Raw genomic sequence first — 25620 nt, 5'->3', positions numbered from 1 at the left:
CCAGCGTAGGCAGAAGACCCCGGCCCGCGGTCAACCGAAAGTTTGAAAGGCGGCTCCTTCCTTCGATTCGGGTGAAGCGTGCTGTGGCGCGATGCCCGGGACGGGGGCCCGGCCGCAGGCTGGGGACCATGTTCGTCGCATGGAGAGATCTACGGTTCGCCAAGGGCCGGTTCGCGCTGATGGGGAGCGTGGTCGTGCTGATCACGCTGCTCGTCGGCCTGCTGTCCGGCCTGACCGCGGGCCTGGCCCGGGACAACACCTCGGCGCTGACCGGGCTGTCCGCCGACCACCTGGCCTTCGCCCGGCCCCCGGACGGCCAGGCGGTGTCGTTCACCGGGTCGACGGTCGGGGCCGAGCAGTGGCGCGCGCTCGCCGCGCGCCCCGGGGTGGACGCGGCGCAGCCGCTCGGCATCAGCACCGTCAACGCCGAGGCGGGCCGTCACACGGCGGCCGTGTCCGCGTTCGGCGTGCGGCCCCGCTCGGGGCTCGCGCCCGACACGACGGCACCCGGCACGGCCGTCCTCTCGCAGCAGGCGGCGGACGATCTGGGCGCGGGGCCCGGCGACCGCATCGCCCTGTCCGGTACGTCCCTCACGGTGAGCGCGGTCGCGGGCGACGCCTCGTACAGCCACACGCCTGTCGTCTGGATCGACCTCGGCGACTGGCAGAGCGTGGCGCCGAGCGGGCAGCGCCACGGGGAGCAGGCCACCGTGATCGCTCTGCGCACCGGGGGCGGTGCGGACCTGGGCGCCGCGGACCGTGCCGCGGGCACCGAGACGCGGACCGTGGACGGGGCGCTGGAGGCCATAGGGTCCTACCAGGCCGAGAACGGCTCGCTCCAGCTGATGCGGGGCTTCCTCTTCGTCATCTCGGCGATGGTCATCGGCGCGTTCTTCACCGTGTGGACGATCCAGCGCAGCGGCGACATCGCGGTCCTCAAGGCACTCGGCTCCTCGACGCCCTATCTGCTCAGGGACGCGCTCGGGCAGGCCGTGGTCATGCTCGTCGGCGGTACGGCCCTCGGTACGGCGCTCGCGGCGCTCATCGCCGTGTTCGTGCCCGACGGCGTGCCGTTCGTCATGGAGCCGCTCACCACGCTCGGCCCGGCCGCCGTCATGACGGTCCTCGGCGCGGCCGGCGCCGCCCTGTCCATCCGGCGCATCACCGCCGTCGACCCCCTCACCGCACTCGGGAGCGCCCGATGAGCCTCGACCTCGACGAGATCACCCTGACCTACCCGGACGGCGACGGCCGCATCACGGCGCTCGACAGGGTCACGCTGCACGTCCCGGCCGGCACCGTCACCGCCGTCGTCGGCCCGTCCGGCTCGGGCAAGTCCAGCCTCCTCGCGGTCGCGGCGACGCTGGTCACGCCCGACAGCGGGTCCGTGACGGTGGGCGGCACGCCGACGGGCTCGATCGGCCCCGCCGAACGCGCCGAGCTGCGCCGCCGCTCCCTCGGCATCGTCTTCCAGCAGCCCAATCTGCTGCCGTCCCTGACCGCCCTCGAACAGCTCCAGGTCATGGCCCATCTGGACGGCCGCAGGCCGCGCGAGGTGCGGGAGCGGGCGGGGGAGCTGCTGGCCGCGGTCGGGCTCACGGACCAGGCGCGCCGTCGCCCCCACCAGCTGTCCGGCGGCCAGCGCCAGCGCGTCAACATCGCCCGCGCCCTGATGAACGAGCCGTCGGTCCTGCTCGTGGACGAGCCGACGAGCGCCCTCGACCACGAGCGAGGGGCGGCCGTACTGGACCTGCTCGCCCGCCTCACGAGGGAGCGCGGCACCGCGACGGTCCTGGTCACTCACGACCGGGCGCATCTCGCGGTGGCGGACGAGGTGTGCGAAATGGTGGACGGGCGGCTCACGGCGGCCGGCCCGTCCCGCGACGTTGCGGGCGGTGCCGGGGCCTGTCGTCACGTTCCCGTCTGCCCGGCGGCGTCTGGCACGCACTCCCCCTAGCTCTCGGCTTTGCTCGAGCAGGGGGGACCCCCATGCGGCGTTGCCGGAGAGCCCTGGTAGCTCCGCTACAAGGGCTCTCCGGCGCCTTGCGATCGCACGCACCGGACGCCGCCGGGCCCGCCCCTCGGGCGGACGACGGGAATGTGACGACAGGCCCTACACGCCCACCCCGGAGCTCGACAGCGCCACCGACAGCTCCTCGGCGACCTGCTGAAGCACCGGCACGATCTTCTCCGTCGCCGCGTCGGTGACGCGTCCCGCCGGGCCCGAGATCGAGATCGCGGCGGCCGTGGGGGAGTTGGGCACGGAGACGGCGAGGCAGCGCACACCGATCTCCTGCTCGTTGTCGTCGACCGCGTACCCGGCGCTGCGCACCTGGGCGAGCGCGTCGAGGAAACCTTCGGGCGTCGTGATCGTCTTCTCCGTGGCGGCCGGCATGCCGGTCCGCGCGAGCAGCGCGCGCACCTCGTCGGCCGGGGTGTCGGCGAGCAGGGCCTTGCCCACGCCCGTCGAGTGCGGCAGGACGCGGCGGCCCACCTCGGTGAACATCCGCATCGAGTGCTTGGACGGCACCTGCGCGACGTACACGATCTCGTCCCCGTCGAGCAGCGCCATGTTCGCCGTCTCGCCGGTCACCTCGACGAGGCGGGCGAGATAGGGGCGGGCCCAGGTGCCCAGCAGGCGCGAGGCGGACTCGCCGAGGCGGATCAGGCGGGGGCCGAGCGAGTAGCGCCTGTTGGCCTGCTGGCGCACGTACCCGCAGGCGACCAGTGTGCGCATCAGTCGGTGGATCGTCGGCAGGGGCAGGCCGCTGCTCGCGGAGAGCTCGCTGAGACCCACCTCGCCCCCGGCGTCGGCCATCCGCTCCAGGAGGTCGAAGGCGCGCTCGAGGGACTGGACTCCGCCGGTCGGGGCGGAAGGGCCAGAGGACTTGGTGCTGGCGCTTGACGTCGGCACGGGCGCGTTCCTTTCGGGGCGGAAGGGCAAGGCTGCAGCCTACCCGGCGGTCACCGCGGGGGGTGTGGCACGGCCCGGGTTGTTCCGGCCGGTCAGGGCGTCTTTGTCCGGGTGTCGCCGGGCCATACCCGTGCTCCCTTGACGGTGTCGTCGTAGATAGCTACGTTCTGGCTTACGGAATTCTAATTCCACTTTGTGGAAACGTCCAGGACGACGTCGTCCCGTACGAGACGGGTCTTGACGGACCCTGGACCGGGGTGAAAACTCCTTCAACAGAACGTTGAATTTACTGAGAGGGGCTCGGGTGTCCGACGTCGAACTGGTCCTGCGCTCGACCCGCGTCATCACCCCCGAAGGCACGCGGCCCGCGTCGGTCGCCGTCGCCGGGGGAAAGATCGCGGCCGTCCTTCCGCACGACGCGGACGTACCGGCCGGCGCCCGGCTCGAGGACTTCGGTGACGATGTCCTCATGCCCGGCCTCGTGGACACCCATGTCCACGTGAACGACCCGGGGCGCACGGAGTGGGAGGGCTTCTGGACGGCCACCCGCGCCGCTGCGGCCGGCGGCATCACCACGATCGTCGACATGCCGCTCAACTCGCTGCCGCCGACGACGACCGCGGCCAACCTCCGCACCAAGCAGGACGTCGCCGCCGCCAAGGCGCACATCGACGTCGGCTTCTGGGGCGGCGCGCTGCCCGACAACGTCAAGGACCTGCGCCCGCTGCACGACGCCGGCGTCTTCGGCTTCAAGTGCTTCCTCTCGCCGTCCGGCGTGGACGAGTTCCCGCACCTGAACGGTGACCAGCTCACCGCCTCCATGGCCGAGATCGCCGGGTTCGGCGGCCTGCTCATCGTGCACGCAGAGGACCCGCACGAGCTGGACGTCGCCCCGCACCACAGCGGTCCCAAGTACGACGACTACCTCGCGACCCGGCCGCGGATCTCCGAGGACGTCGCGATCAAGGGCCTCATCGACACCGCCAAGCGGATCGGCGCCCGTGTCCACATCCTGCACCTGTCCTCCTCCGACGCGCTGCCGCTGATCGCCGAGGCCAAGGCCGAGGGCGTCAAGCTCACCGTCGAGACGTGCCCGCACTACCTCACGCTCACCGCCGAGGAAGTCCCGGACGGCGCGAGCGAGTTCAAGTGCTGCCCGCCCATCCGTGAGGCCGCCAACCAGGACCTGCTGTGGCAGGCGCTCGCCGACGGCACCATCGACTGTGTCGTCACCGATCACTCGCCGTCGACCGCCGACCTGAAGACCGACGACTTCGCGACCGCCTGGGGAGGCATCTCCGGCCTCCAGCTGAGCCTCTCCGCCATCTGGACCGAGGCCCGAAGGCGCGGTCACTCCCTCGACGACGTGGTGCGCTGGATGTCCGCGCGCACCTCGGAGCTGGTCGGCCTCGACGACCGCAAGGGCGCCGTCGCCGCCGGCCGCGACGCCGACTTCGCGGTCCTCGCCCCCGAGGAGACGTTCACCGTCGACCCCGCCGAACTGCAGCACCGCAACCGCGTCACCGCCTACGCGGGCAAGACGCTGCACGGCGTCGTGAAGTCGACCTGGCTGCGCGGTGAACGCATCGTCGCCGAGGGCGAGTTCACCGCTCCCGCCGGCCGGCTCCTCGAAAGGAACAACTGATCACTGTGACGGCGATCCCCAGCTTCACCGGCGACGCGAACCCCTACGGCGGCGGAGACCCCTACGCCGACTACCGCACCGCCGACTTCCCGTTCACGCAGTACGCCGACCTCGCCGCGCGACAGCTCGGCGCCGGTGTCATCGCCGCCAACGACGAGTTCTTCGCCCAGCGCGAGAACCTCCTCGTGCCCGAGCGCGCCGAGTTCGACCCCGAGCACTTCGGCCACAAGGGCAAGATCATGGACGGCTGGGAGACCCGCCGTCGCCGCGGCACCGGCGCGGACCACCCGTGGCCGACCGCCGAGGACCACGACTGGGCGCTGGTCCGGCTCGGCGCCCCCGGCGTGATCCGCGGCATCGTCGTCGACACCGCCCACTTCCGCGGCAACTACCCGCAGGCCGTCTCCGTCGAGGCCGCGTCCGTCGAGGGCGCGCCCACCCCGCAGGAGCTCCTGTCGGGCGACGTCAAGTGGACGACGCTCGTACCGCGCACCGCGGTCGGCGGCCACGCGGCCAACGGCTTCGCCGTCGACGTGGAGCAGCGCTTCACGCACCTGCGGGTCAACCAGCACCCCGACGGCGGCATCGCCCGCCTGCGCGTCCACGGCGAGGTCGTGCCCGACCCCAAGTGGCTCGCCACGCTCGGCACCTTCGACGTCGTCGCCCTGGAGAACGGCGGCAGCGCCGAGGACGCCTCCAACCTCTTCTACTCGCCCGCGAGCAACACCATCCAGCCGGGGCGCTCCCGCAAGATGGACGACGGCTGGGAGACCCGCCGCCGCCGCGACCAGGGCAACGACTGGATCAGCTACCGCCTGGTCGCCCAGTCGCAGATCCGCGCCCTGGAGATCGACACCGCGTACCTCAAGGGCAACTCCGCGGGCTGGGCCTCGGTCTCGGTGCGTGACGGCGAGTCCACCGACGAAGACGCGTGGGTCGAGGTCCTGCCCCGTACACGCCTCCAGCCCGACACCAACCACCGCTTCGTGCTCGACACCCCCGCGGTCGGTACCCACGCGCGCGTGGACATCTACCCGGACGGCGGCATCTCCCGCCTGCGCCTGTTCGGCTCGCTGACCGACGAGGGCACGGCCCGCCTGACGGCCCGCCATCAGGAGCTCGGCGGCTGATCCCGTCGCCGGGGCCTGTCCTCACCTCCCTGCCGTCCGCCCGCGGGGCGGCGGGGAATGTGAAGGCACGCCCGGGCACAGACCCGCGCGGGGGCGTACCGGCCCGACAGCACCGGTACGCCCCCGCGCGCATCACGTCACGCCGCGTGCCCGCCGTCCACGGCGAACTCCGCGCCCGTGATGTATGTGGCCTCGGGGCCCGCGAGATAGGCGACCATCGACGCCACCTCCTCGGCCGTGCCGAACCGGTCCAGGGCGACGGAGGCCGTCTGGCCCGAGGCGTGAGGGCCGTCCGCCGGGTTCATGTCCGTGTCGATCGGGCCCGGGTGGACGATGTTCGCCGTGATGCCGCGGCCGCCCAACTCGCGCGCCAGCGCCTTCGTCAGGCCGATCAGGGCCGCCTTGGTCGTCGCGTACACCGTCCCGCCGGGACCCGGTACGCGCTGGGTCATGCAGGTGCCGACGGTGACGATCCTGCCGCCCTCGGACAGCCGTGCCGCGGCGGCCTGCGAAGCCAGCAGGACACCCCGCACGTTCACCGCGAGCGCGTGGTCGATCGCGGCGAGGGAGAAGCCCTCCAGCGGTCCGAGCACCCCCAGGCCCACGTTGTTCACCAGCACGTCGAGCCTGCCGAACGCCTTCGCCGCCTGCTCCACGGCGCCGGCCGCCTCGCGGGCGTCCGCCGAGTCGGCGCGCAGGGCGAGGCCGCGCCGCCCCAGTGCCTCGACGCGGCGCACGATCTCCTCGGCCGCCTCCTTGCCGTTCACGTAGGTGACGGCCACATCCGCGCCCTCACGGGCGAGCCGCAGCGCGGTCGCCGCGCCGATCCCACGGCTGCCACCGGTGACGAGTGCCGCCTTGCCGTTCATGGGTCCTCCTGAAGTCATCGGTCGTTATGACTTCAAGTAAATGGACGGGCGGTCCCTGCTGCTGGCGGCAAACGGACACCTATGCCGCCGCCCCGGCCACGCGGGCAGACCGTTGCCTTGCGGGTGCGGGTGCGGGTGCGGGTGCGGGTGCGGGTGCGGGTGCGGTGCGGGCGCGGCTGGAGATCCGGGTGCGGAGGTGGGCGCCAGGGCCTCTCGTCCGGATCGGACGAAAGCCCCGCCCCTGGCCCGGTGGGTGGAAAGCGCTGGCCCGGACGATCTTGCCGCGGGTACGGTGAGCCGCCCCCGTGCGAGCCGCCGCCGTCTCCACGCCCGCCGTACGCCGCCGGAGACCGCACCTTGACCACGCTCACCGTCACCGCGCCCCGTCGCGCCTGGCTCACCGACCTGCCCGTGCTCCTCGTGGCCGTCGTCTGGGGCGCCAGTTATCTCGCGGCCAAAGGGATCACCACACAGACCACCGTCCTCGCGGTGCTCGTGCTCCGTTTCGGCGCCGTCCTGCCGGCGCTCGCGGTGGTCGGGTGGGGCGCGCTGCGCGGGCTGTGCGCCGCGCAGTGGCGCGGAGCGGGACTCCTCGGGCTGATCCTCAGCGGCATCTTCCTTCTGGAGACCTACGGTGTCGTGCACACGTCCGCGACGAACGCGGGCCTCATCATCAGCCTCACCATGATCTTCACGCCCCTCGCCGAGGCCGCGGTGACCCGGACCAGGCCGTCCCGGACGTTCCTCGCCGCGGCGGCCCTCTCCGTGGCGGGCGTGGTCCTGCTCACCCAGGGCGGCGGCTTCACGGCGCCGTCCGCCGGCGACCTCCTGATGCTGCTCGCGGCCCTCGCCCGCACCGTCCACGTCCTCGCCATGGCCCGGATGCAGTCCGTCCGGGGCGCGGACGCGCTGCTCCTGACGACGGTCCAACTGGGCTCGTCCGTCGTCGTGTTCGCGCTTTTGTGCGCAGCGCCAGGGGCCGGTGCCGCGCCGTGGGAGGCGGCCGCGGACTTCGGTGCGCGCGCGTGGGCGGGACTCGTGTTCCTGGCCGTCTTCTGTACGCTCTTCGCCTTCTTCGTGCAGATGTGGGCGGTTCATCGGACGTCGCCGTCCCGGGTGAGCCTGCTCCTCGGCACGGAGCCGCTGTGGGCCGCGGCGGCCGGCATCGTCATCGGTGGCGAACGCCTGGGACCGCTGGGCCTGTTGGGAGCCGTGTTCGTGCTGGCAGGGACGGCATGGGGGCGTCGGGCCACCGCCTGAACCACCGCCTGAACCACCGCCTGAACCACCGCCTGAGCGCGCCCCGAGCGCGCCCCGAGCGGGCCTCGAACGCGCCCTGGGCGCGCCTGAAGTGGCACCTCCGATGGGTTAACTTCCGGAAAACTCCGCTGACTTGACATTGACACGACATGCTCTACGCGCGTCACACTAGGGGCCATGCGAATCCCCCCACGAATCGCCAGTGTCACTGCCCTCGCCGCCGCCCTGCTCATCGGCGGCCCCGTCCTCGCCGGTTCGGCCACCGCGGCCCCGGCCCCCGTCACGTACTCCGTGACCGCCGTCGGCGACATCTGCTACTCGGCGCTGCCCTCCCAGGCCCACGACACCCTCGACCTCATCGAGCAGGGCGGCCCCTACCCGTACGACCAGGACGGCACCGTCTTCCAGAACCGGGAAGGGGTCCTGCCCTCGCAGTCCACCGGCTACTACCACGAGTACACGGTCATCACCCCCGGCTCCCCGACCCGCGGCGCCCGTCGCATCGTCACAGGTGAGCAGTCCCAGGAGGACTACTACACCGGCGACCACTACGCGACGTTCGACCTCGTCGACTACGGCTGCTGAACCGCCCGCGCCGGCGGGCGCCGTCAGCCCTTGATGCTCTCCGACGCGGCGAACAGGGCGAACGCGAGCACGATCAGCGCGATGCTCCCGTACACCTCGTAGCCGTCGAGGAAGCCGAGATGCTGGATGACGCCCCAGCTCAGCCACCCGGTTAATTCGTGCAGCAGGCCGACCGCGCCCTGAATGAGCGCGATCGCGCCGATGAACTCCAGAACCTTCTTCATAGGTGACAACCTCGCCCCGCGGACCTCCCACGCACATCGGCCGCGGGGCGAGGCGTGTCCCGCCGCAGGACGCGACTTCCGGACGGGCACGGCTACCGAAGTAGCTGCCGCCGCGACTTTCGTCCACGGTCCGCCCGACGAGGCGGTCCCGGACGCCCCAGGTGCGTAGATTTGTCGACCATGGAGGTTCAGGAACGGACAGGGACGGCCCCACCGGGGGAGAGGTACCGATGGCGGCGCAACATGCTGCCCTCGGCCGTCGCCGACGAGCTCGACCTGGACCCGGACGGCCGCCCCGGCCGCAGGCGCCGCACCCTGCGCGACTGGGTCGTCGACTTCACCTGCTTCGGCGTCGCCGTGGGCATCGGTCTGCTCGGCGCCCACTCCGTCTCGAACGACCCGAACACCTCCGAGGGCCTCGCCGCCCTCGACCAGTGGCTCGGCGCGCTCGCCTGCGCCTGCGTGTGGCTGCGCAGGCGGTGGCCCCTGGGCCTGGCCGTCGCGCTGTCGGCCGTCAGCATGGTGTCGAACAGCGCGGGCGGCGCCACTCTGGTCGCCGTCTTCACCCTCGCCGTGCACCGCCCCTTCCGATACGTCGCCTGGGTCGCCGGCGCCTCCTGCGCACTGATCCCGCTCTTCTTCTGGATCCGGCCGGACCCGGACTCGCCGTACGTCGTCTCCGTCGCCTTCACGATCATCCTCACGGTCACCGTCGTCGGCTGGGGCATGTTCGTACGCTCCCGCCGTCAGCTCCTGCTGTCGCTGCGCGACCGGGCGCGGCGCGCCGAGACCGAGGCCGGACTGCGGGCCGAGCAGGCACAGCGCCTCGCCCGCGAGGCCATCGCCCGCGAGATGCACGACGTGCTCGCCCACCGGCTCACGCTGCTCAGCGTCCACGCGGGCGCCCTGGAGTTCCGGCCCGACGCGCCCCGGCAGGAGGTCGCCCGCGCGGCCGGCGTCATCCGTGAAAGCGCCCACGAGGCGCTCCAGGACCTGCGCGAGATCATCGGCGTCCTGCGGGCCGACGACCACGGCGAGGAGTCGGGGCGGCCCCAGCCGACGCTGGCCGCGCTCGACGCCCTCGTCGCCGAGTCCCGCGAGGCGGGCATGAAGATCGTCCTCGACCAACGGGTCACCGACCCGGACGTCGTCCCCGCGTCCGTCGGCCGCACCGCCTACCGCATCGTCCAGGAGGGCCTGACCAACGCCCGCAAACACGCCCCGGGCGCCGAGGTCGAGGTCCTCGTCCTCGGCGCGCCGGGCGACGGTGTCACCGTCTCGGTCCGCAACCCGCCGCCCCCCGGCGAGGTCCCGCACGTGCCGGGCTCGGGGCAGGGCCTGATCGGTCTGACGGAACGCGCGACCCTGGCCGGCGGCAGCCTCGGCCACGGCGCCGCCGACGACGGAGGCTTCGCGATTGAGGCGTGGCTGCCGTGGCCCGGGTGACCCCCGCCCGCGGCGGCCACCCGTGGACCAGGTGATCACCGCCTCGCTACGGTGGCCCCCGGGGACGGTGGCGGCGGCGACGGTGATGGTGACGGCTGCGGTACGACGGCGGGAAGGCGGGACTGGATGAACTCGGTGGAACCGATCAGGGTGCTCCTCGTCGACGACGACCCGCTGGTGCGCGCGGGCCTCTCGTTCATGCTCGGGGGCGCGCCCGACATCGAGATCGTCGGCCAGGCGGGCGACGGCTCGGAGGTCCCCTCCCTGGTCGCCGGGACCTGTCCCGACGTCGTCCTCATGGACATCCGCATGCCGGACGTGGACGGGCTCGCCGCCACCGAGGCGCTGCGGGCGCGGTCCGACGCGCCCGAGGTCATCGTCCTCACCACGTTCCACGCCGACGAACAAGTACTGCGCGCGCTGCGCGCCGGGGCCGCGGGTTTCGTCCTCAAGGACACCGCGCCGGCCGAGATCGTCGAGGCGGTCCGCCGGGTCGCCTCCGGAGCGCCCGTCCTGTCGCCGACCGTGACCCGGCAGCTCGTCACACGGGCCACCGGCCCCGACCCGCAGCAGGACCGCAGAGCACGCGCGCGTGAACGGCTCGCCGAACTGGCCGACCGCGAACGGGAGGTGGCCATCGCCGTGGGCCGCGGCGCCGCCAACGCGGAGATCGCCGCCGAGCTCTACATGAGTGTCGCCACCGTCAAGGCTCACGTCTCCCGCATCCTCGCGAAGCTCGGTCTGAACAACCGCGTCCAGATCGCCCTCCTCACGCACGACGCGGGACTCCTGGACGACTGACCTGCGCGGCACGGGTAAATTCAGACGTGACCCGGGCGCGGGCGAACAGCGCCCAGGGTCCGCCGTACGGGGGAGGATGACGATGGCCGGACCACGCCGGCGCACGGTGCGTGACCTCAGACGCAACAACCGCGCCACGGTGCTGCGCAAGCTCTATTTCGACGGGCCCCTCAGCCGACAGGAGCTGGGCCCCCTCACCGCACTCAGTTCGGGGTCCATCAGCAACGTCGTCTCCGAACTCGTCGCCGACGGCCTCCTGGAGGAGGCCGGGTCGGTCGACTCCGACGGCGGCAGACCGCGCACGCTCCTGCGCGTCGCCCCGCGCTGCGGCCACCTCGTCGGCGTCGACATCGGCGAGACACGCGTGCGCGTGGAGCTGTTCGACCTCACCCTGAACGAACTCGCGCGCGTGGACGCCCCGCTGCCCGACGCACACCATGACGCGCAGGACGTCGCACGCATCGTCGCGGCCGGCCTCGCGAAGGTGCTCGGCGCGGCGGAGGTCGCCCCGGGCGCTCTCATCGGCGTCGGCGTCGGCGTGCCCGGCATCGTCGACGCCTCCGACGCGGGCGGCGCCGTCGGAGCCGTCGTGCACGGGCAGGCCATCGGCTGGGACGCCGTCCCCCTCGAAGCGATGCTCCGTGATCTCGGTGAACTCCCCGCGGAAGTACCCCTGTTCGTCGACAACGGCGCCAAGACACTGGGTCTCGCCGAGATGTGGTTCGGCGCGGGCCGCGGTGCCCGCACCGCCGTCGTCACCCTCATCGGCTCCGGCGTCGGGGCCTGCGTCATCGCGGAGGGCGTCCCCTACCAGGGCTCGTCCGGCAGCGCGGGGGAGTGGGGCCACACCACGCTCCAGGTCGGCGGGCGCCGTTGCCGGTGCGGGGCGCGCGGCTGTCTGGAGGCGTACGTGGGCGCCGAGGCGCTGCTCGAACGATGGCGCGAGAGCGGTGGCCGGCGGACCTCGACCGACGAGGAAGGGGCGCTCGCCGAACTCCTCGCCGACCCCGACGCCGGTGAACTCCTCGAGGAGACAGCGGAGTTCCTCGGCGCGGGCATCGCCGACCTCGTCAATCTCTTCAACCCCGAGCGCATCGTCGTCGGTGGCTGGGCCGGGCTCCTCCTCGGTCCCCGCCTCCTCGAACCGGTCCGGCGGGCGGCCGCCGCGTACGCCCTGCGCCACCCGTACGCGCAGACCACGATCGAGATCGGGCGCCTCGGACCCGATGCCGTGACGGTCGGAGCGGCGACCCTGCCGCTCGCGCGCTTCCTCGCCGAGGGCGGCGCGGCGATCACGTCACGGGAACCGATCGTCAGTGGCGCGAGTTAGATTCAGCAGAAGCCGAGGAGCAGGGTCGTTGCGAGGGGCGGTGCCATGGGCGAGGCGATCGATCTGGGCGCGTACGCGGGCTTCACGGCCGATCCGTACCCCGTCTACGAGGAGCTGCGCGCCCGCGGCCCGGTGCACCGGGTGCTGCTGCCCAAGCCCGCCGACGACGGCGAGGCGTGGCTGATTGTCGGGCACGAGGAGGCGCGCGCCGCGCTCACCGACCCACGCCTGGTCAAGTCCCCCGCCAAGCTGGGCTTCTCCGGCCTCGACGAAGAGCTGATCGGCATCCATCTGCTGATCACCGACCCGCCGCACCACACGCGCCTGCGCTCCCTCGTCACCCGCGCCTTCACCGCGCGCCGCGTCGAGTCGCTGCGCCCGCGCATCCAGCGCGTCACCGACGACCTGCTCGACGCGATGCTCCCGCACGGCAGCGCCGACCTCGTCGAGTCGTTCGCCTTCCCGCTGCCGCTCACGGTCATCTGCGAGCTCCTCGGAGTCCCGGACATCGACCGCGCCGACTTCCGGCGCATGTCGAACGAGGTGGTCGCGCCGAGCGACCGCGAGGGCGAGTACGCGACGTTCGTGGAACTCGCCGCGTACCTGCGCGACCTGATCGAGGACAAGCGGGCGTCGGCCCCCGCCGACGACCTGCTGAGTGCCCTGATCCGCACGACCGCGGAGGACGGCGACCGGCTCTCGCCCGACGAGCTGTGCGCGATGGCCTTCATCCTCCTCATCGCGGGCCACGAGACGACGGTGAACCTGATCGCGAGCGGTGTGCGCGCCCTGCTGACCCATCCGGACCAACTGGCCGCGCTGCGCGCCGACATGACTCTCCTCGACGGCGCCGTCGAGGAGATGCTGCGGTACGAGGGCCCCGTGGAGAACGCGACGTACCGCTTCACGGTCGAGGACACCGAGGTCGGCGGCACGGTCATCCCCGGCGGCTCCGCCGTCCTCGTCGGCCTGGCCGCCGCCGACCACGATCCGGAGCGCTTCCCGGAGCCGGACCGCTTCGACATCCGGCGCGACGCCCGGGGGCACATCGCCTTCGGACACGGCCTCCACCACTGCCTCGGCGCTCCGCTGGCCCGCCTCGAAGGCCAGATCGCCCTGCGCGCACTCCTGGACCGCGCCCCCGCGCTCGCCCTCGACGGCCCGGCGGACGACTGGCTGCCCGGCATGCTGATACGCGGCGTGCGAAGCCTGCCGGTCCGCTGGTGACCGACGCCCCCGCGCGCGGCACGGCCGGCCGGTGGTACCCGTCCCGCCGACTTGCCCGGAGATCTCCATGACCGCATCACGCGACAACGACGGCACCCCGGAGCTGGACCTCGCCCTGGCCGCGAAGGTCCTGGACGCCCAGCCGTTCAGCCGTCTCCTGGGCGCCCGGCTCACCCTGTTCGGTGACGGCGCGGCCACCATCGAGGTCGACATCAGACCGGACCTGCACCAGCAGAACGGGTTCCTGCACGGTGGGGTCCTGTCCTACGCCGCCGACAACGCGCTGACGTTCGCGGGCGGCACGGTTCTCGGCGCGGGCGTGCTCACCGGAGGTTTCTCCATCCAGTACCTCCGCCCCGCCGCGGGCCGCACCCTGATCGCCCGCGCCCAGGTCCTGCACGGCGGCCGACGCCAGGCCGTCGTCCGCTGCGACCTGTCGACCGTGGACGACGAAGGCACGGAGAAGCTGTGCGCCGTCGCTCAGGGCACGATCCTGCCGGTGGCGCGGGGCTGAGCCCGCCGGGTGGTGCGGGGTGAGCCTGCCGGGTTGTCCGGGGCGTGGGTCTGCGGGTGGTGCGGGGCTCAGCCTCTCGGGTGGGGCGGGACGTGAGCCTGCGCGTGGTGCGGGGCTGAGCTGCCGGTTGTCCGGTGAGCGAGCCTGCCGGTCGCACTGAGTTGAGTCCGCCGGTCGTCCGGGCGCGAGCCTGTCACTCGTACAAACCCGATCCCGCCGGTCGCATAGACCGGTCGCTCAAAGCCAATACCGTCGGCAAAGCCGATACCGCCGATCCCGCAAAGCCGATCCCGCCGGTCGCGCAGGGCTCGGCCGACGGCGTTCACCCCAGTTTCATTCGAGGGCTGGAAACCCTTGACACCCGCGATGCCGCACGCCCATAGTTCTCGCCGCTGAGCGCAACGACGTTGCGCTCAGCGCACCGAACCGGAGTGAGAACCAGGCGTCAGGAGGAGCGGGCCATGACCGAGAACAGCCCGAAGACCGGTGGACCCGGAGTCCTCCAGGGTGCCGATCGCGCCCTGCTCGCACTGCTCTCCTTCACGGAGCGCCGCCCCGAATGGGGTGTGAGCGAGATCGCGAGGGAACACGGCTGGGACAAGGCCGTCGCCCAGCGCATTCTCACCACTCTCACCGCGCGCGCCTTCCTGACCTGTGACAGTACGACACGGCGCTACCGACTCGGGCCCGCCGTGTCCCGGCTGGCCCGCGTCGGGGAGCACAGCGGTGTCCTGCCGTCCCTGGTCCGGCCCGTCCTCGCCGGGCTGCTGCGCGAGACGGGGGAGAGCGTCGTCCTGAACGTGCCCAACGGCAGCGGCTACCGCTGTGCCGCAGCCGTCGACGGCACCGGTCCCGTCCGCTACACGGCGATAGTCGGCGCCCTCATGCCCGGCCACGCCGGAGCCTCGGGACACGCGATCTTCGCCCACTACCCCGAGGCGGAGATCCGGAAGATCTTCGGCGCGACCCCGCTCCAGCGCTTCAACGACCACACCGTCACCGACTTCGACGACCTGCTCCGCGTCTATGGCGACGTACGGGAGAAGGGCCACAGCGTCAGCCTCGGCGAGTACGACGAGGCGGTAGCTGCCATCGCGGCACCCGTGTTCCAGGACGGCACCGTCGCGGCGTCGCTCACGGTCATCGGGCCCTCGCACCGCATCGTGCGCGACGCCGACCGGATCACCCGGCTCGTCGTCGAGGGAGCACGCGAGGCCACGACCGCCTTCGGCCCCTGACGCCTCCCGCCGCTCCCGGCCGGCTCGGGCCGCTGTCACCCGGCGGCTCCGGCCCCGCACCGCAACTGCCACACCCGCCGCATCTGCCTCGCCACCTGTCCCCACCCGTCCCCACCCGTCTCCACCCGTCTCCACCCGTCTCCACCCGTCCCCACCTGTCCCCGCGTCGTGCGCCGCCCCGCGCACGCCGCCCGGTCCCGCCTGCCCGCAAAGGGGTGTCCCGTGTCGCACCACACCTCAGTCACCACCGCCAACGCCGCACCACCCCCGGGGGACAGCCCCGGCTCCGGACACCCGCGCGTCCGTGAACCCGTCGTCCTCGTCGTGCTCGCCGCGCTCTCCGTCGTCGGCGCGCTGATCGGCGCCGACCTCGTCGCCAAGCTCGGCATCTCCGCCAACACTTCCGTGGTCGGCGCCCTCATCGCCATGCTGGTCGGCCGCATTCCCGTCGCCGGGCTGCGCAAGATGCGCTCGGTGCACCGGCAGAACCTCGCCCAGAGCGCCATCTCCGCCGCCACCTTCGCCTCGGCCAACGCCCTGCTCACCTCGGTGGCGGTGCCGTACGTCTTCGGCCGCGAGGACCTGGTCTGGCCGATGCTGGCGGGCGCGTTCATCGGCCTGCTCATCGACACCTGGGTGCTCTACCGCGCGTTCGGCTCCCGGCTGCTGCCCGCCGACGCGGCCTGGCCGCCCGGCACCGCCGCGGCCGAGACCATCAAGGCCGGTGACAAGGGCGGCAAGCGGGCCCTCGTCCTGGGCGCGGGCACCCTCGTAGGGCTCGGCGGCACCCTCCTGAGCCTGCCCCTGTCCGCCGCCGGTGTCGCCTTCCTCGGCAACGTCTGGGCCCTGCTGATGTTCGGTGTCGGCCTGGGACTGCGGGAGTTCAGCCCCGACCTGTTCCACACGGACCTCGGTGCGGGCTACGTACCGCACGGCGTGATGGTCGGGGCGGGCGTCGTGGCCCTCGGGCAGGCCGTCCGGCTGCTCATGCGCCGCCGCCCCTCCAGGACGACCGCCCTCGCCGGGCCCGAGGCGCCCGGCGGCCCCGCCGCGGACCCCACGACCGCCTTCACCGTCGACGAGCGCACGCTGCGCCGCACCCTCCTGCGGGGCTACGCCCTCTTCACCGGCGGAGCCGTCGTCCTCGCCGTCGCGGGCGGACTGATCGGCGAGATGAGCCCCCTCGGCCTCGTCGGCTGGGTCCTGTTCGCCGCGTTCGCCGCCCTCGTGCACGAGCTGATCGTCGGACTCGCCGCGATGCAGTCGGGCTGGTTCCCGTCCTTCGCCGTCACCCTGATCTTCCTCGTCTTCGGCCTGCTCATCGGCATCCCGTCCGTGCCGCTCGCCCTCCTCGTCGGCTATGTGTCCGCCACCGGCCCCGCCTTCGCCGACATGGGCTACGACCTCAAGGCCGGCTGGCTCCTGCGCCGTGACCACAGCCCCTGGGACCCCTACGAGCGCGAGGGCCGCCGCGAGCAGTTCCGTGCCGCGCTCATCGGCTTCGCCGCCGCCCTCGTCGTGGTCGCCGTCCTGTGGCAGTCGTACTTCCGCCAGGGCCTGATCCCGCCCGTCGCCAAGGTGTACGCGGACACGGTCAAGCACGGCCTGGGGGACCCGGGGGTCCTGCGCACCATGCTGCTCTGGGCGATCCCCGGAGCCCTGATCCAGCTGCTCGGCGGCCCCCGCCGGCAGATGGGCGTGATGCTGGCGACCGGCCTCCTGATCCTCACCCCGAACGCCTGCTGGCTGGTCCTCGCCGCACTCGCCGTGCGTGTCGTCTACCGCAGGATCCGCGGACCCCGCGCGGACGAGGAGCTCAACCTCGTCGGCGCCGGCCTCATCGCGGGCAGCTCACTCGGCGACTCGGCCCAGATCGTCAAGGCCGGCTGAACGCCCTTTCCCACCACCGCAGTTCACGCTGTACCGCAAGTGCAAGGAGAAGCACCCCCATGGAGATGTTCAGCCGCCTCGAACCCCGCGGCGAGTACCTGAGCTTCGAACTCGCCCTCGCCGCCCGCAAGCTGGTCGAGCAGGTCATGCTGGTCAAGCCGGGCGAGCACGTCGTCCTGACGGGCGACACCAGCAGCGACCGCCGTGTCGTCGACGCGACGGCGCAGGCCGTCGCCGCGGCGGGCGCCCACCCCGTCGTCGTCTGGTACGAGACGATGCCCAGCTCCTCCATGGAGCCGCCGCGCCCGGTCGCCGGTGCCATCGCGGACGCGGACGTGTGGATCGAGTTCGCGGTCTCCTACGTCATGCACTCGGACGCCTTCCGTACGGCGATGGCGAACGGCTGCCGCTACACCAACCTCACGGCCATGGACGTCCACATGCTCGTGGCGACCGTGGGACGCCCCGACTTCGACGGCGTGATCCGCCTGGGCAAGGCCCTCGTCCGTCTCCTGGAGCAGGCAGACGAGGTCCGCATCACCTCCGCGAACGGCACCGACATCACCGGCCGCAACGGGGACCGGCCCATCAACCTGCGCGGCAAGCCCGCCGAGAAGCCGGGCGAGACGGTCATGCTCTCCGGGCAGATCTCCTGGAACCCCCTGGAGGAGACCCAGGACGGCGTCCTCGTGTTCGACGGCGCGCTGTGGCCGCCGGACCAGCTCGGTCTGCTGCGCTCCCCGGTGCGCTGCACCGTCGAGAAGGGCATCGTCACCAAGATCGAGGGCGGTCAGGACGCGGACGTCTTCCGCCGCTGGATGGAGTCCTGGGACGACCCGAACATGTACCGCGTGGCCCACTGGTCGCTCGGCTTCAACCCGGGCGTCCTCGCGCCGACCGGCCGCATCGTCGAGGACGAGCGCGTCTTCGGCTGCGTCGAGCTCGGCATCGGCACCAAGGGCGCCTGGATCGGCGGCGAGCCCTGGGTGTCCGCCGCCCACACCGACGGCTCCGTCCTCGGCCCGTCGATCTACCTCGACGGCGAGTGCATAGAGCGTGACGGCGTGTACGTGCACCCTGAACTGGTCGCCATCTGCAAGGAGCTGGGCGTCGAGGGCTACTGACCGACCCCACCGGGGCGTCCCTCGCCAGGGGCGCCCCGCTGCCGTACGACCTCCTGGAGCCAGCCATGATCACCTACCGCCACAGCGGTCTCGTCTGCCACGACCACACCCTCGACGTGCCGCTCGACCACGCGCGCCCCGACGGCCCGGCGATCTCCCTGTTCGCCCGCGAGGTCGTCGCCGAGGAGCACGAACGCCGCGACCTGCCCCGCCTCCTGTGGCTCCAGGGCGGACCCGGAGGCCGCGCCGAGCGGCCCAACGCGGCCGGCGCCTGGCTGCGCCGCGCCCTCGAGGACCACCGGGTCGTCCTCCTCGACCAGCGCGGCACGGGCCGCTCCGCACCGGCCGACCGCACCACGCTCGCCGCCGTCGAGGACCCGGCCGACCGCCTCGCCCACTTCCGCGCCGACTCGATCGTGCGCGACGCCGAACTCCTGCGCCGCCACCTCCAGGGCGACCGCCCCTGGACCGTCCTCGGCCAGAGCTTCGGCGGGTTCTGCGCCCTGACCTATCTGAGCCTGGCGCCCGAGGGCCTCGGCCAGGTGTTCATCACCGGGGGCCTGCCCACGCTCACCGGCCACGCGGACGACGTCTACCGTGCCGCGTACCGCCGCACCCTCGCGCACAACGACCGCTACTTCGCCCGCTATCCGGGCGACCAGCGGCTCGCCGACGCGGTTGCCGCGCATCTGGCGGACCACGACGTCCGGCTGCCCGGCGGGGAGCGCCTGACCGTGCGCCGCTTCCAGACCATGGGCATCAATTTCGGCACCTCGGCCGGCTTCGACGCACTCCACTACCTGCTGGAGACCGCGTTCGTCGACGGCGCCCGCGGACCCGCCCTGTCCGACCCGTTCCTGCGCGGCGTCGACGCCACGGTCTCCTTCGCCCCGCGCCCCCTCTACGCCGTCCTGCACGAGCCGATCTACGCCCAGGGCGGCCGCGCCACCGACTGGTCGGCCCACCGGATCCGCGACGAGTTCCCGCAGTTCGACGCCCCCGGCACAGCCGGGACCGGCGCCGCCGCGGACGCCCTCCGCTTCACCGGCGAGATGATCTACCCCTGGCAGTTCGACGAGGACCCCGCCCTCGTCCCCCTCAAGGACACGGCCGAGCGCCTGGCCCGCCGCACGGACTGGCCCGCCCTGTACGACCTCGACCGGCTCGCCGCGAACGAGGTGCCGGTCGCCGCAGCCGTCTACCAGGACGACATGTTCGTCGACCGCGAGCAGTCCCTGGAGACGGCGAAGCTCGTACGGGGGCTGCGCGCCTGGGTCTCGGACGCGCACGCCCACGACGGCGTGAAGGCGGACCCCGCGGTCCTCGACCGGCTGATCGCGACGGCGCGCGGGGAGGCCTGAGCCGGGCCCGCCGAGGAGCCCGAGGGGATCAGCCCCCGGGGATCTCCTCCATCCGTACCAACCGCCTTTCCCTGCGGGACAGTTCGCAGGCCTCCGCGATCCGCAGCGCGTGCAGGGCCTCGCGCCCGTCGCACGGGTTCTCGCGCTCACCGCGCACCACGTCGACGAACGCGACGAGCTCCGCCTCGTAGGCGGGGGCGAAGCGCTCCAGGAAGCCGGGCCAGGGCTTGGACGCGGCGGGCGGGCCCTCGGGCTCGGTGGAGGCGACGGGCGTGCGGTCGTCGAGGCCGACGACGACGGTGTCCAGCTCGCCGGAGAGTTCCATGCGGACGTCGTAGCCCGCGCCGTTGCAGCGCGTCGCCGTCGCCGTGACCAGCGCGCCGTCGTCCAGTGTGAGGACGGCGGCCGCCGTGTCGACGTCCCCGGCCTCGCGGAACATCGCGGGTCCTGCGTCGGACCCGGTCGCATAGACCTCCGTCACCTCGCGGCCGGTCACCCAGCGCAGGATGTCGAAGTCATGGACGAGGCAGTCCCGGTAGAGGCCGCCGGACAGCGGCAGATACGCGGCCGGTGGCGGCGCCGGGTCGCTCGTCATGGCCCGTACGGTGTGCAGCCGGCCGAGGCGGCCCGAGCGCACCGCCTCGCGCGCCGCGGTGTACCCCGCGTCGAAGCGGCGCTGGAAGCCCAGCTGGAGCACCGTCCCGGCCCGCTCGACCTCGGCGAGCGCGGTCAGTGTGCCCGGCAGGTCGAGGGCGATGGGCTTCTCGCAGAACACCGGGAGCCCGGCCCGCGCCGCTCGCCCGATCAACTCGCCGTGAGCGGACGTCGCCGCCGTGATGACCACCGCGTCCACGCCCCACGAGAAGATCTCGTCCACCGTGGGTGCCGCCGTCGCGCCGATCCGGTCCGCGAGCGCGACGGCGCGCTCCGGGTCGGCGTCCGTGACGACGAGCGAGCCGACCTCGCGGTATCGCTCCAGAACTGCTGCGTGAAAGGTGCCGATACGGCCCGTCCCGATAAGTCCGATGCGCATGCAGTCAAGGTGCCGCCCGGGGAACCCGCTGTCAACGGTTTGTCCGGACAACCGAACTTCACGACTTCCCGTCAACATTGCTTGCGACTACGCTCGGCCCGTGGCCAAACCAGTAGTCGATCCGACCGTGTCGCTCCAGCTCAGCGTGGACCGCAGCAGTCCGGTCCCGCTCTATTTCCAGCTCTCCCAGCAGCTGGAGGCGGCGATCGAGCGCGGCTCCCTGACCCCCGGCAGCCTGCTCGGCAACGAGATCGAACTCGCGGGCCGGCTCGGTCTGTCCCGGCCCACCGTGCGCCAGGCGATCCAGTCCCTCGTCGACAAGGGTCTCCTCGTCCGCCGCCGCGGCGTCGGGACCCAGGTCGTGCACAGCCAGGTCAAGCGCCCGCTGGAGCTGAGCAGCCTCTACGACGACCTGGAGGCGGCCGGCCAGAAGCCCGAGACCCGCGTCCTGGCCAACACGCTCGTGCCGGCGTCCGCCGAGGTCGCGGCCGCGCTCGGGGTGGGGGAGGGCGACGAGGTGCACCGGGTCGAGCGATTGCGGCTCACCCACGGCGACCCGGTCGCGTACCTCTGCAACCACCTGCCCACCGGGCTGCTCCCGCTCGACACGGAGCGGCTGGAGGCGACGGGGCTCTACCGGCTGATGCGCGCCGCCGGGATAACCCTGCACAGCGCGCGCCAGTCCGTCGGCGCCCGCGCGGCCACGGTGGAGGAGGGCGAGCGGCTCGCCGAGCCCGCGGGCGCCCCGCTCCTGACGATGCAGCGGACCACGTTCGACGACACCGGCAGACCTGTCGAGTTCGGGTCGCACATGTACCGGGCGTCCCGCTACTCCTTCGAGTTCCAGCTCCTCGTGCGGCCGTAACGGCGTCGCCGAAGCGCCGTGGACGTGCCACCGAAGACAGGCCGTAAGAATGTTATGACAAAGTCATTGACGGTGTCGGGTACCCACCGCTAGAACTCCTCCAGCCGCACACGGGCGGCGAGGAGAGAGGTGGCACACCATGCGCACAGCCCGCACGGCAGCAACCCTCATGGCGGTCGTCGCACTCGCGGCCGGATGCAGCAGCTCCGGAGGCAAGACCTCCGAGGACAAGGCCGACGGCTCCACCGGCGGCAAGTCCGTCGGCACGCCCCGCCTGAAGATCGCGATGGTCACCCACTCCGGCGAGGGCGACACCTTCTGGGACATCGTCCAGAGCGGCGCCGAGCAGGCCGCGGCCAAGGACAACGTCCAGTTCCTCTACTCGAACGACAAAGAGGCCAAGGGGCAGGCCGAGCTGGTCCAGTCGGCGATCGACAAGAAGGTCGACGGGATCGTCGTCACCCTCGCCAAGCCCGAGGCCATGAAGGCCGTGCTCGCCAAGGCGAAGGACGCCGGGATACCGGTCGTCACGATCAACTCGGGCGGCGAGTTCTCGCAAGCGTTCGGCGCGCTCACCCACATCGGGCAGGACGAGTCCGTGGCCGGCGAGGCCGTCGGCAGAGAACTCGACGAGCGCGGCCGCAAGAAGGCGCTCTGCGTCATCCACGAACAGGGCAACGTCTCCCTGGAGCAGCGCTGCGCCGGCGTCAGGAAGACCTTCAAGGGCACCGTCGAGAACCTCAACGTGGACGGCACCGACGCCCCCTCGTCCCAGTCGTCCATCGAGGCCAAGCTCCAGGCGGCCAAGGACATCGACGCGGTCGTCGCGCTCGGCGCCCCCGTCGCGGCCGTCGCGGTCAAGGCGAAGCAGGACGCGGGCAGCGAGGCGGAGGTCGACACCTTCGACCTGAACGCGGCCGTGGTCAAGAGTCTCAAGGCCAAGGACGTCGGCTTCGCCGTCGATCAGCAGCCCTACCTCCAGGGCTACCTCGCCGTCGACGAACTGTGGCTCTACAGGACCAACGCCAACGTCATCGGCGGCGGAAAGCCCGTCCTGACAGGCCCGGCGATCGTCACCGAGAAGGACGTGCCGAAGCTCGAGAAGTACACCGCGCGCGGTACCCGGTGAACGGACGCGTGATCCCGGTGCCTGATACTTGGACGTTTGGGGCCGGTCGTCGTGCCCCCGGGGCAGGTCCGCCGGCCCCGCAGAACCAGGCACCAGAAGAAGGGCACGGCCTCGTGGCACGGTTTCGGAGCTGGGTGAGCATCGCCCTCGCAGGGGCGGTCGGTCTCACCCTGGCGGGGTGCAGCAGCACCGGCGGCAAGCGGGCGGAGGACGCCAGGAAGGCGGCCTCGGCCCAGGGCAAGGCCGCGGTGAACACCCCGCGCTGGACCGTCGCGATGGTGACCCATTCGGGCGACGGCGACACCTTCTGGGACATCGTCCAGAGCGGCGCCAAGCAGGCCGCCGTCAAGGACAACATCAACTTCCTGTACTCGCACAGCGACGAGGCGCAGCAGCAGGCCCAGCTCGTCGACGCGGCCGTGGACAAGAAGGTCGACGGCCTGATCGTCACGCTCGCCAAGCCCGACGCCATGAAGGCCGCCGTCGCCCGCGCCGAGAAGGCCGGCATCCCCGTGATCACCGTGAACTCCGGCTCGGAGGAGTCCAAGAAGTTCGGCGCGCTCACGCACATCGGCCAGGACGAGACGATCGCGGGCCGGGCCGTCGGCGAGGAGCTGAACAAGCGCGGCCGCAAGAAGGCCCTGTGCGTCCTGCACGAGCAGGGCAACGTCGGTCACGAGCAGCGCTGCGCCGGCGCCAAGGAGACCTTCAAGGGCCAGATGCAGAACCTGTACGTCGAGGGCACCAACATGCCCGACGTCCAGTCCTCCATCGGCGCCAAGCTCCAGGCCGACAAGTCCATCGACTCCGTCGTCACGCTCGGCGCGCCCTTCGCCGCCACCGCCGTGAAGGCCAAGCAGGACGCGGGCAGCAAGGCCGAGATCGACACCTTCGACCTCAACGAGAAGGTCGCCGCCGGCCTGAAGGACGGCACGCTCGGCTTCGCCGTCGACCAGCAGCCCTACCTCCAGGGCTACGAGGCCGTGGACCTGCTCTGGCTCTACCGCTACAACGCGGACGTCCTCGGCGGCGGGAAGCCGGTCCTCACCGGGCCGCAGATCGTGACCAAGGACCAGGCGGCCAAGCTCGAGGAGTACGCGAAGCGGGGGACCCGATGAGCGCCGCCGCACCACAGACCCCGCCGCTGACGGACGAGCGCCTCCTGAGGACGTCGCCGCTGCGCAAGCTCATGGGCCGACCCGAACTCGGCTCGGTCGTCGGCGCCGTCGCCGTGTTCCTCTTCTTCGCGGTCTTCGCGGACAGCTTCCTGCGGGCCTCCAGCCTCGCCACGGTCCTGTACGCGTCGTCGACGATCGGCATCATGGCCGTACCCGTGGCCCTGCTGATGATCGGCGGCGAGTTCGACCTCTCCGCCGGCGTCATGGTCACCACGTCCGCGCTGGTCTCGTCGATGTTCAGCTACCAGATGACGGCGAACGTCTGGGTCGGCGTGGGCGTCTCGCTCCTTGTCACGCTCGCCATCGGCGTCTTCAACGGCGTCATGCTGACCCGCACCGACCCGCCGAGCTTCATCATCACGCTCGGCACGTTCCTGATGCTGACCGGCATGAACCTCGGCTTCACCAAGCTGATCAGCGGCACCGTCTCCACCAAGTCGATCTCCGACATGGAGGGCTTCTCCTCCGCGAAGGACGTCTTCGCCTCCACGCTCACCATCGGCGGCGTCGACTTCAAGATCACCATCCTGTGGTGGCTCGCCCTGGTCGTCGTCGCCACCTGGATCCTGCTGCGCACCCGCGTCGGCAACTGGATCTACGCGGTCGGCGGCGGCGAGGACGCGGCCCGCGCCGTCGGTGTCCCGGTCAACAAGACCAAGATCGGCCTGTACATGGGCGTCGCCCTCGGCGCCTGGATCTCGGGGCAGCATCTGCTGTTCTCGTTCGACGTCGTGCAGTCCGGCGAGGGAGTCGGCAACGAGCTGATCTACATCATCGCGGCCGTCATCGGCGGCTGCCTGATCACCGGCGGCTACGGGTCCGCGGTCGGCGCGGCCATCGGCGCCCTGATCTTCGGCATGACGAGCAAGGGCATCGTGTTCGCCGAGTGGAACCCGGACTGGTTCAAGTTCTTCCTCGGGGCGATGCTGCTCCTCGCGACCCTGCTCAACGCGTGGGTCCGCAAGCGCGCGGAGGCGACGAAATGACCGAGACCGCAGACCGCACGGCGCTGGTGGAGCTCGACGGCGTCAGTAAGTACTACGGCAACATCCGGGCCCTGGAAGACGTCTCCCTCGTCGTGCACGCGGGCGAGATCTCCTGTGTCCTCGGCGACAACGGCGCGGGCAAGTCGACCCTCATCAAGATCATCGCGGGTCTGCACAAGCACGACTCCGGGTCCTTCAGCATCGAGGGCGAACCGGCGCGGCTCGCCAACCCGCGCGAGTCCCTCGACCGCGGCATCGCCACGGTCTACCAGGACCTCGCCGTCGTCCCGCTGATGCCGGTCTGGCGGAACTTCTTCCTCGGCTCCGAGCCGACGAAGGGCTCCGGCCCGTTCAAGCGCATGGACGTCGACCTGATGCGCCGGACGACCCACGCGGAGCTGCTCCGGATGGGCATCGACCTGCGCGACGTCGACCAGCCCATCGGCACGCTCTCCGGCGGCGAGCGCCAGTGCGTGGCGATCGCCCGCGCCGTCTACTTCGGCGCCAAGGTCCTCGTACTCGACGAGCCGACCGCCGCCCTCGGCGTCAAGCAGTCCGGCGTCGTCCTCAAGTACGTCGCCGCCGCGCGCGACGCGGGCCTCGGTGTGGTCCTGATCACGCACAACCCGCACCACGCCTACCTCGTCGGCAACCGCTTCGTCCTCCTGAAGAGGGGCACGATGTTCGGCAGCTACGCGCGCGACGAGATCACCCTCGACGAACTGACCCGACAGATGGCGGGCGGCAGCGAACTGGACGACCTGCGCCACGAGCTGGAGGGCCGGGACGCCCCTTGAGCAAGGCGCCCCCGAAAGGGGCGCGGGGCTGTGACATCTTGCGGCTCCGCCCCCGGGCACGCCCGGCCGAGAAC

General features: G+C 72.0%; 24 protein-coding genes. 20 read left to right on the top strand and 4 right to left on the bottom strand.

Annotation, left to right across the window (positions count from 1 at the left end):
• The first annotated feature begins 128 nt into the window (after positions 1 to 128).
• Together ACFC96_RS02095 and ACFC96_RS02090 are read left to right on the top strand one after the other, a co-directional pair.
• Positions 129 to 1205 (top strand): ABC transporter permease, encoded by a 1077-nt coding sequence (locus ACFC96_RS02095; protein WP_376251329.1) that lies wholly within the window; start codon positions 129 to 131, stop codon positions 1203 to 1205.
• Entirely contained in the window at positions 1202 to 1957 is a 756-nt protein-coding gene (locus ACFC96_RS02090) for an ABC transporter ATP-binding protein (protein ID WP_376609646.1), read from the top strand. The genes ACFC96_RS02095 and ACFC96_RS02090 overlap by 4 nt, the downstream gene beginning before the upstream one ends.
• Positions 1958 to 2113: 156 nt before the next feature.
• Here ACFC96_RS02090 and ACFC96_RS02085 read toward each other — a convergent pair whose 3' ends face one another.
• Positions 2114 to 2914 (bottom strand): IclR family transcriptional regulator, encoded by an 801-nt coding sequence (locus ACFC96_RS02085; protein WP_376609644.1) that lies wholly within the window; start codon positions 2912 to 2914, stop codon positions 2114 to 2116.
• Between the two features lie 304 nt (positions 2915 to 3218).
• Between ACFC96_RS02085 and allB the strand changes: the two genes are divergently transcribed.
• Together allB and alc are read left to right on the top strand one after the other, a co-directional pair.
• On the top strand, positions 3219 to 4559 hold the full coding sequence (gene allB / locus ACFC96_RS02080) for an allantoinase AllB (RefSeq protein WP_376609642.1): 1341 nt from the start codon (positions 3219 to 3221) through the stop codon (positions 4557 to 4559).
• 5 nt (positions 4560 to 4564) lie between these two features.
• Positions 4565 to 5689: an allantoicase gene (alc, locus tag ACFC96_RS02075; protein ID WP_376251336.1), complete on the top strand. Its 1125-nt coding sequence runs from the start codon at positions 4565 to 4567 to the stop codon at positions 5687 to 5689.
• 137 nt (positions 5690 to 5826) lie between these two features.
• Here the strand turns inward: alc and ACFC96_RS02070 are convergent, their stop codons facing one another.
• Positions 5827 to 6558 carry an SDR family oxidoreductase gene (locus tag ACFC96_RS02070; protein WP_376609640.1) on the bottom strand — a complete coding sequence of 244 codons (732 nt, stop codon included), beginning with the start codon at positions 6556 to 6558 and terminating at the stop codon, positions 5827 to 5829.
• Between the two features lie 357 nt (positions 6559 to 6915).
• Here ACFC96_RS02070 and ACFC96_RS02065 point away from each other — a divergent pair, with 357 nt between their 5' ends.
• Positions 6916 to 7818: a DMT family transporter gene (locus ACFC96_RS02065; RefSeq protein ID WP_376609638.1), complete on the top strand. Its 903-nt coding sequence runs from the start codon at positions 6916 to 6918 to the stop codon at positions 7816 to 7818.
• Positions 7819 to 7995: 177 nt separating this feature from the next.
• Positions 7996 to 8403, top strand: a complete 408-nt coding sequence (locus ACFC96_RS02060; RefSeq protein ID WP_329569115.1) for a ribonuclease domain-containing protein — start codon at positions 7996 to 7998, stop codon at positions 8401 to 8403.
• Positions 8404 to 8426: 23 nt separating this feature from the next.
• Here the strand turns inward: ACFC96_RS02060 and ACFC96_RS02055 are convergent, their stop codons facing one another.
• A complete protein-coding gene (locus ACFC96_RS02055) occupies positions 8427 to 8627 on the bottom strand; it encodes a hypothetical protein (RefSeq protein WP_376609636.1) in 201 nt (66 codons plus the stop codon).
• A 243-nt stretch (positions 8628 to 8870) separates the two neighbouring features.
• Between ACFC96_RS02055 and ACFC96_RS02050 the strand changes: the two genes are divergently transcribed.
• The 9 genes from ACFC96_RS02050 (at position 8871) to ACFC96_RS02010 (ending at position 19558) form a co-directional block, all read left to right on the top strand.
• Positions 8871 to 10073 carry a histidine kinase gene (locus tag ACFC96_RS02050; RefSeq protein WP_376609634.1) on the top strand — a complete coding sequence of 401 codons (1203 nt, stop codon included), beginning with the start codon at positions 8871 to 8873 and terminating at the stop codon, positions 10071 to 10073.
• 126 nt (positions 10074 to 10199) lie between these two features.
• Positions 10200 to 10874, top strand: coding sequence for a response regulator (locus tag ACFC96_RS02045; protein ID WP_376609632.1), 675 nt, complete (start codon positions 10200 to 10202; stop codon positions 10872 to 10874).
• A gap of 82 nt (positions 10875 to 10956) precedes the next feature.
• The gene (locus ACFC96_RS02040; RefSeq protein ID WP_376609630.1) at positions 10957 to 12204 is read left to right on the top strand and encodes an ROK family protein; all 1248 of its coding nucleotides are present in this window, start codon (positions 10957 to 10959) and stop codon (positions 12202 to 12204) included.
• Between the two features lie 45 nt (positions 12205 to 12249).
• Positions 12250 to 13431, top strand: coding sequence for a cytochrome P450 (locus tag ACFC96_RS02035; protein WP_376251350.1), 1182 nt, complete (start codon positions 12250 to 12252; stop codon positions 13429 to 13431).
• 67 nt (positions 13432 to 13498) lie between these two features.
• The gene (locus ACFC96_RS02030; protein ID WP_376251352.1) at positions 13499 to 13945 is read left to right on the top strand and encodes a PaaI family thioesterase; all 447 of its coding nucleotides are present in this window, start codon (positions 13499 to 13501) and stop codon (positions 13943 to 13945) included.
• Between the two features lie 461 nt (positions 13946 to 14406).
• Positions 14407 to 15183 (top strand): IclR family transcriptional regulator, encoded by a 777-nt coding sequence (locus ACFC96_RS02025; protein ID WP_376609629.1) that lies wholly within the window; start codon positions 14407 to 14409, stop codon positions 15181 to 15183.
• A 222-nt stretch (positions 15184 to 15405) separates the two neighbouring features.
• On the top strand, positions 15406 to 17073 hold the full coding sequence (locus tag ACFC96_RS02020) for an OPT/YSL family transporter (protein ID WP_376251356.1): 1668 nt from the start codon (positions 15406 to 15408) through the stop codon (positions 17071 to 17073).
• A 59-nt stretch (positions 17074 to 17132) separates the two neighbouring features.
• Positions 17133 to 18197: a hypothetical protein gene (locus tag ACFC96_RS02015; RefSeq protein WP_376609627.1), complete on the top strand. Its 1065-nt coding sequence runs from the start codon at positions 17133 to 17135 to the stop codon at positions 18195 to 18197.
• Positions 18198 to 18262: 65 nt separating this feature from the next.
• Positions 18263 to 19558: an alpha/beta fold hydrolase gene (locus tag ACFC96_RS02010; protein ID WP_376609625.1), complete on the top strand. Its 1296-nt coding sequence runs from the start codon at positions 18263 to 18265 to the stop codon at positions 19556 to 19558.
• 28 nt (positions 19559 to 19586) lie between these two features.
• Here ACFC96_RS02010 and ACFC96_RS02005 read toward each other — a convergent pair whose 3' ends face one another.
• Entirely contained in the window at positions 19587 to 20591 is a 1005-nt protein-coding gene (locus tag ACFC96_RS02005) for a Gfo/Idh/MocA family oxidoreductase (RefSeq protein ID WP_376251362.1), read from the bottom strand.
• Positions 20592 to 20718: 127 nt separating this feature from the next.
• Between ACFC96_RS02005 and ACFC96_RS02000 the strand changes: the two genes are divergently transcribed.
• From ACFC96_RS02000 to ACFC96_RS01980, 5 genes are all read left to right on the top strand, one after another.
• Positions 20719 to 21456, top strand: a complete 738-nt coding sequence (locus ACFC96_RS02000) for a GntR family transcriptional regulator (RefSeq protein ID WP_376252100.1) — start codon at positions 20719 to 20721, stop codon at positions 21454 to 21456.
• 139 nt (positions 21457 to 21595) lie between these two features.
• Entirely contained in the window at positions 21596 to 22585 is a 990-nt protein-coding gene (locus ACFC96_RS01995) for a substrate-binding domain-containing protein (protein WP_376609623.1), read from the top strand.
• A gap of 113 nt (positions 22586 to 22698) precedes the next feature.
• On the top strand, positions 22699 to 23703 hold the full coding sequence (locus ACFC96_RS01990) for a sugar ABC transporter substrate-binding protein (RefSeq protein ID WP_376251366.1): 1005 nt from the start codon (positions 22699 to 22701) through the stop codon (positions 23701 to 23703).
• Positions 23700 to 24749 (top strand): ABC transporter permease, encoded by a 1050-nt coding sequence (locus ACFC96_RS01985; protein WP_376609621.1) that lies wholly within the window; start codon positions 23700 to 23702, stop codon positions 24747 to 24749. Before ACFC96_RS01990 ends, ACFC96_RS01985 begins: the two co-directional genes overlap by 4 nt.
• A complete protein-coding gene (locus ACFC96_RS01980; protein WP_376251369.1) occupies positions 24746 to 25546 on the top strand; it encodes an ATP-binding cassette domain-containing protein in 801 nt (266 codons plus the stop codon). Before ACFC96_RS01985 ends, ACFC96_RS01980 begins: the two co-directional genes overlap by 4 nt.
• Positions 25547 to 25620 lie beyond the last annotated feature (74 nt).

The organism is Streptomyces sp. NPDC055955 (assembly GCF_042270245.1).
In the GTDB taxonomy this organism is placed as follows: Bacteria; Actinomycetota; Actinomycetes; order Streptomycetales; family Streptomycetaceae; genus Streptomyces.
This window is presented reverse-complemented; position numbering and strand designations above follow the sequence as displayed.

Coding starts and splice junctions, on each gene's coding strand:
- ACFC96_RS02040 (WP_376609630.1), top strand. CDS start 10,957: ATGGCCGGACCACGCCGGCGCACGGTGCGTGACCTCAGACGCAACAAC.
- ACFC96_RS01980 (WP_376251369.1), top strand. CDS start 24,746: ATGACCGAGACCGCAGACCGCACGGCGCTGGTGGAGCTCGACGGCGTC.
- ACFC96_RS01995 (WP_376609623.1), top strand. CDS start 21,596: ATGCGCACAGCCCGCACGGCAGCAACCCTCATGGCGGTCGTCGCACTC.
- ACFC96_RS02060 (WP_329569115.1), top strand. CDS start 7,996: ATGCGAATCCCCCCACGAATCGCCAGTGTCACTGCCCTCGCCGCCGCC.
- ACFC96_RS02025 (WP_376609629.1), top strand. CDS start 14,407: ATGACCGAGAACAGCCCGAAGACCGGTGGACCCGGAGTCCTCCAGGGT.
- ACFC96_RS02035 (WP_376251350.1), top strand. CDS start 12,250: ATGGGCGAGGCGATCGATCTGGGCGCGTACGCGGGCTTCACGGCCGAT.
- ACFC96_RS02005 (WP_376251362.1), bottom strand. CDS start 20,591: ATGCGCATCGGACTTATCGGGACGGGCCGTATCGGCACCTTTCACGCA.
- ACFC96_RS02095 (WP_376251329.1), top strand. CDS start 129: ATGTTCGTCGCATGGAGAGATCTACGGTTCGCCAAGGGCCGGTTCGCG.
- ACFC96_RS01985 (WP_376609621.1), top strand. CDS start 23,700: ATGAGCGCCGCCGCACCACAGACCCCGCCGCTGACGGACGAGCGCCTC.
- ACFC96_RS02010 (WP_376609625.1), top strand. CDS start 18,263: ATGATCACCTACCGCCACAGCGGTCTCGTCTGCCACGACCACACCCTC.
- ACFC96_RS02050 (WP_376609634.1), top strand. CDS start 8,871: ATGCTGCCCTCGGCCGTCGCCGACGAGCTCGACCTGGACCCGGACGGC.
- ACFC96_RS02090 (WP_376609646.1), top strand. CDS start 1,202: ATGAGCCTCGACCTCGACGAGATCACCCTGACCTACCCGGACGGCGAC.
- ACFC96_RS02055 (WP_376609636.1), bottom strand. CDS start 8,627: ATGAAGAAGGTTCTGGAGTTCATCGGCGCGATCGCGCTCATTCAGGGC.
- ACFC96_RS02070 (WP_376609640.1), bottom strand. CDS start 6,558: ATGAACGGCAAGGCGGCACTCGTCACCGGTGGCAGCCGTGGGATCGGC.
- ACFC96_RS02030 (WP_376251352.1), top strand. CDS start 13,499: ATGACCGCATCACGCGACAACGACGGCACCCCGGAGCTGGACCTCGCC.
- ACFC96_RS02015 (WP_376609627.1), top strand. CDS start 17,133: ATGGAGATGTTCAGCCGCCTCGAACCCCGCGGCGAGTACCTGAGCTTC.
- ACFC96_RS02045 (WP_376609632.1), top strand. CDS start 10,200: ATGAACTCGGTGGAACCGATCAGGGTGCTCCTCGTCGACGACGACCCG.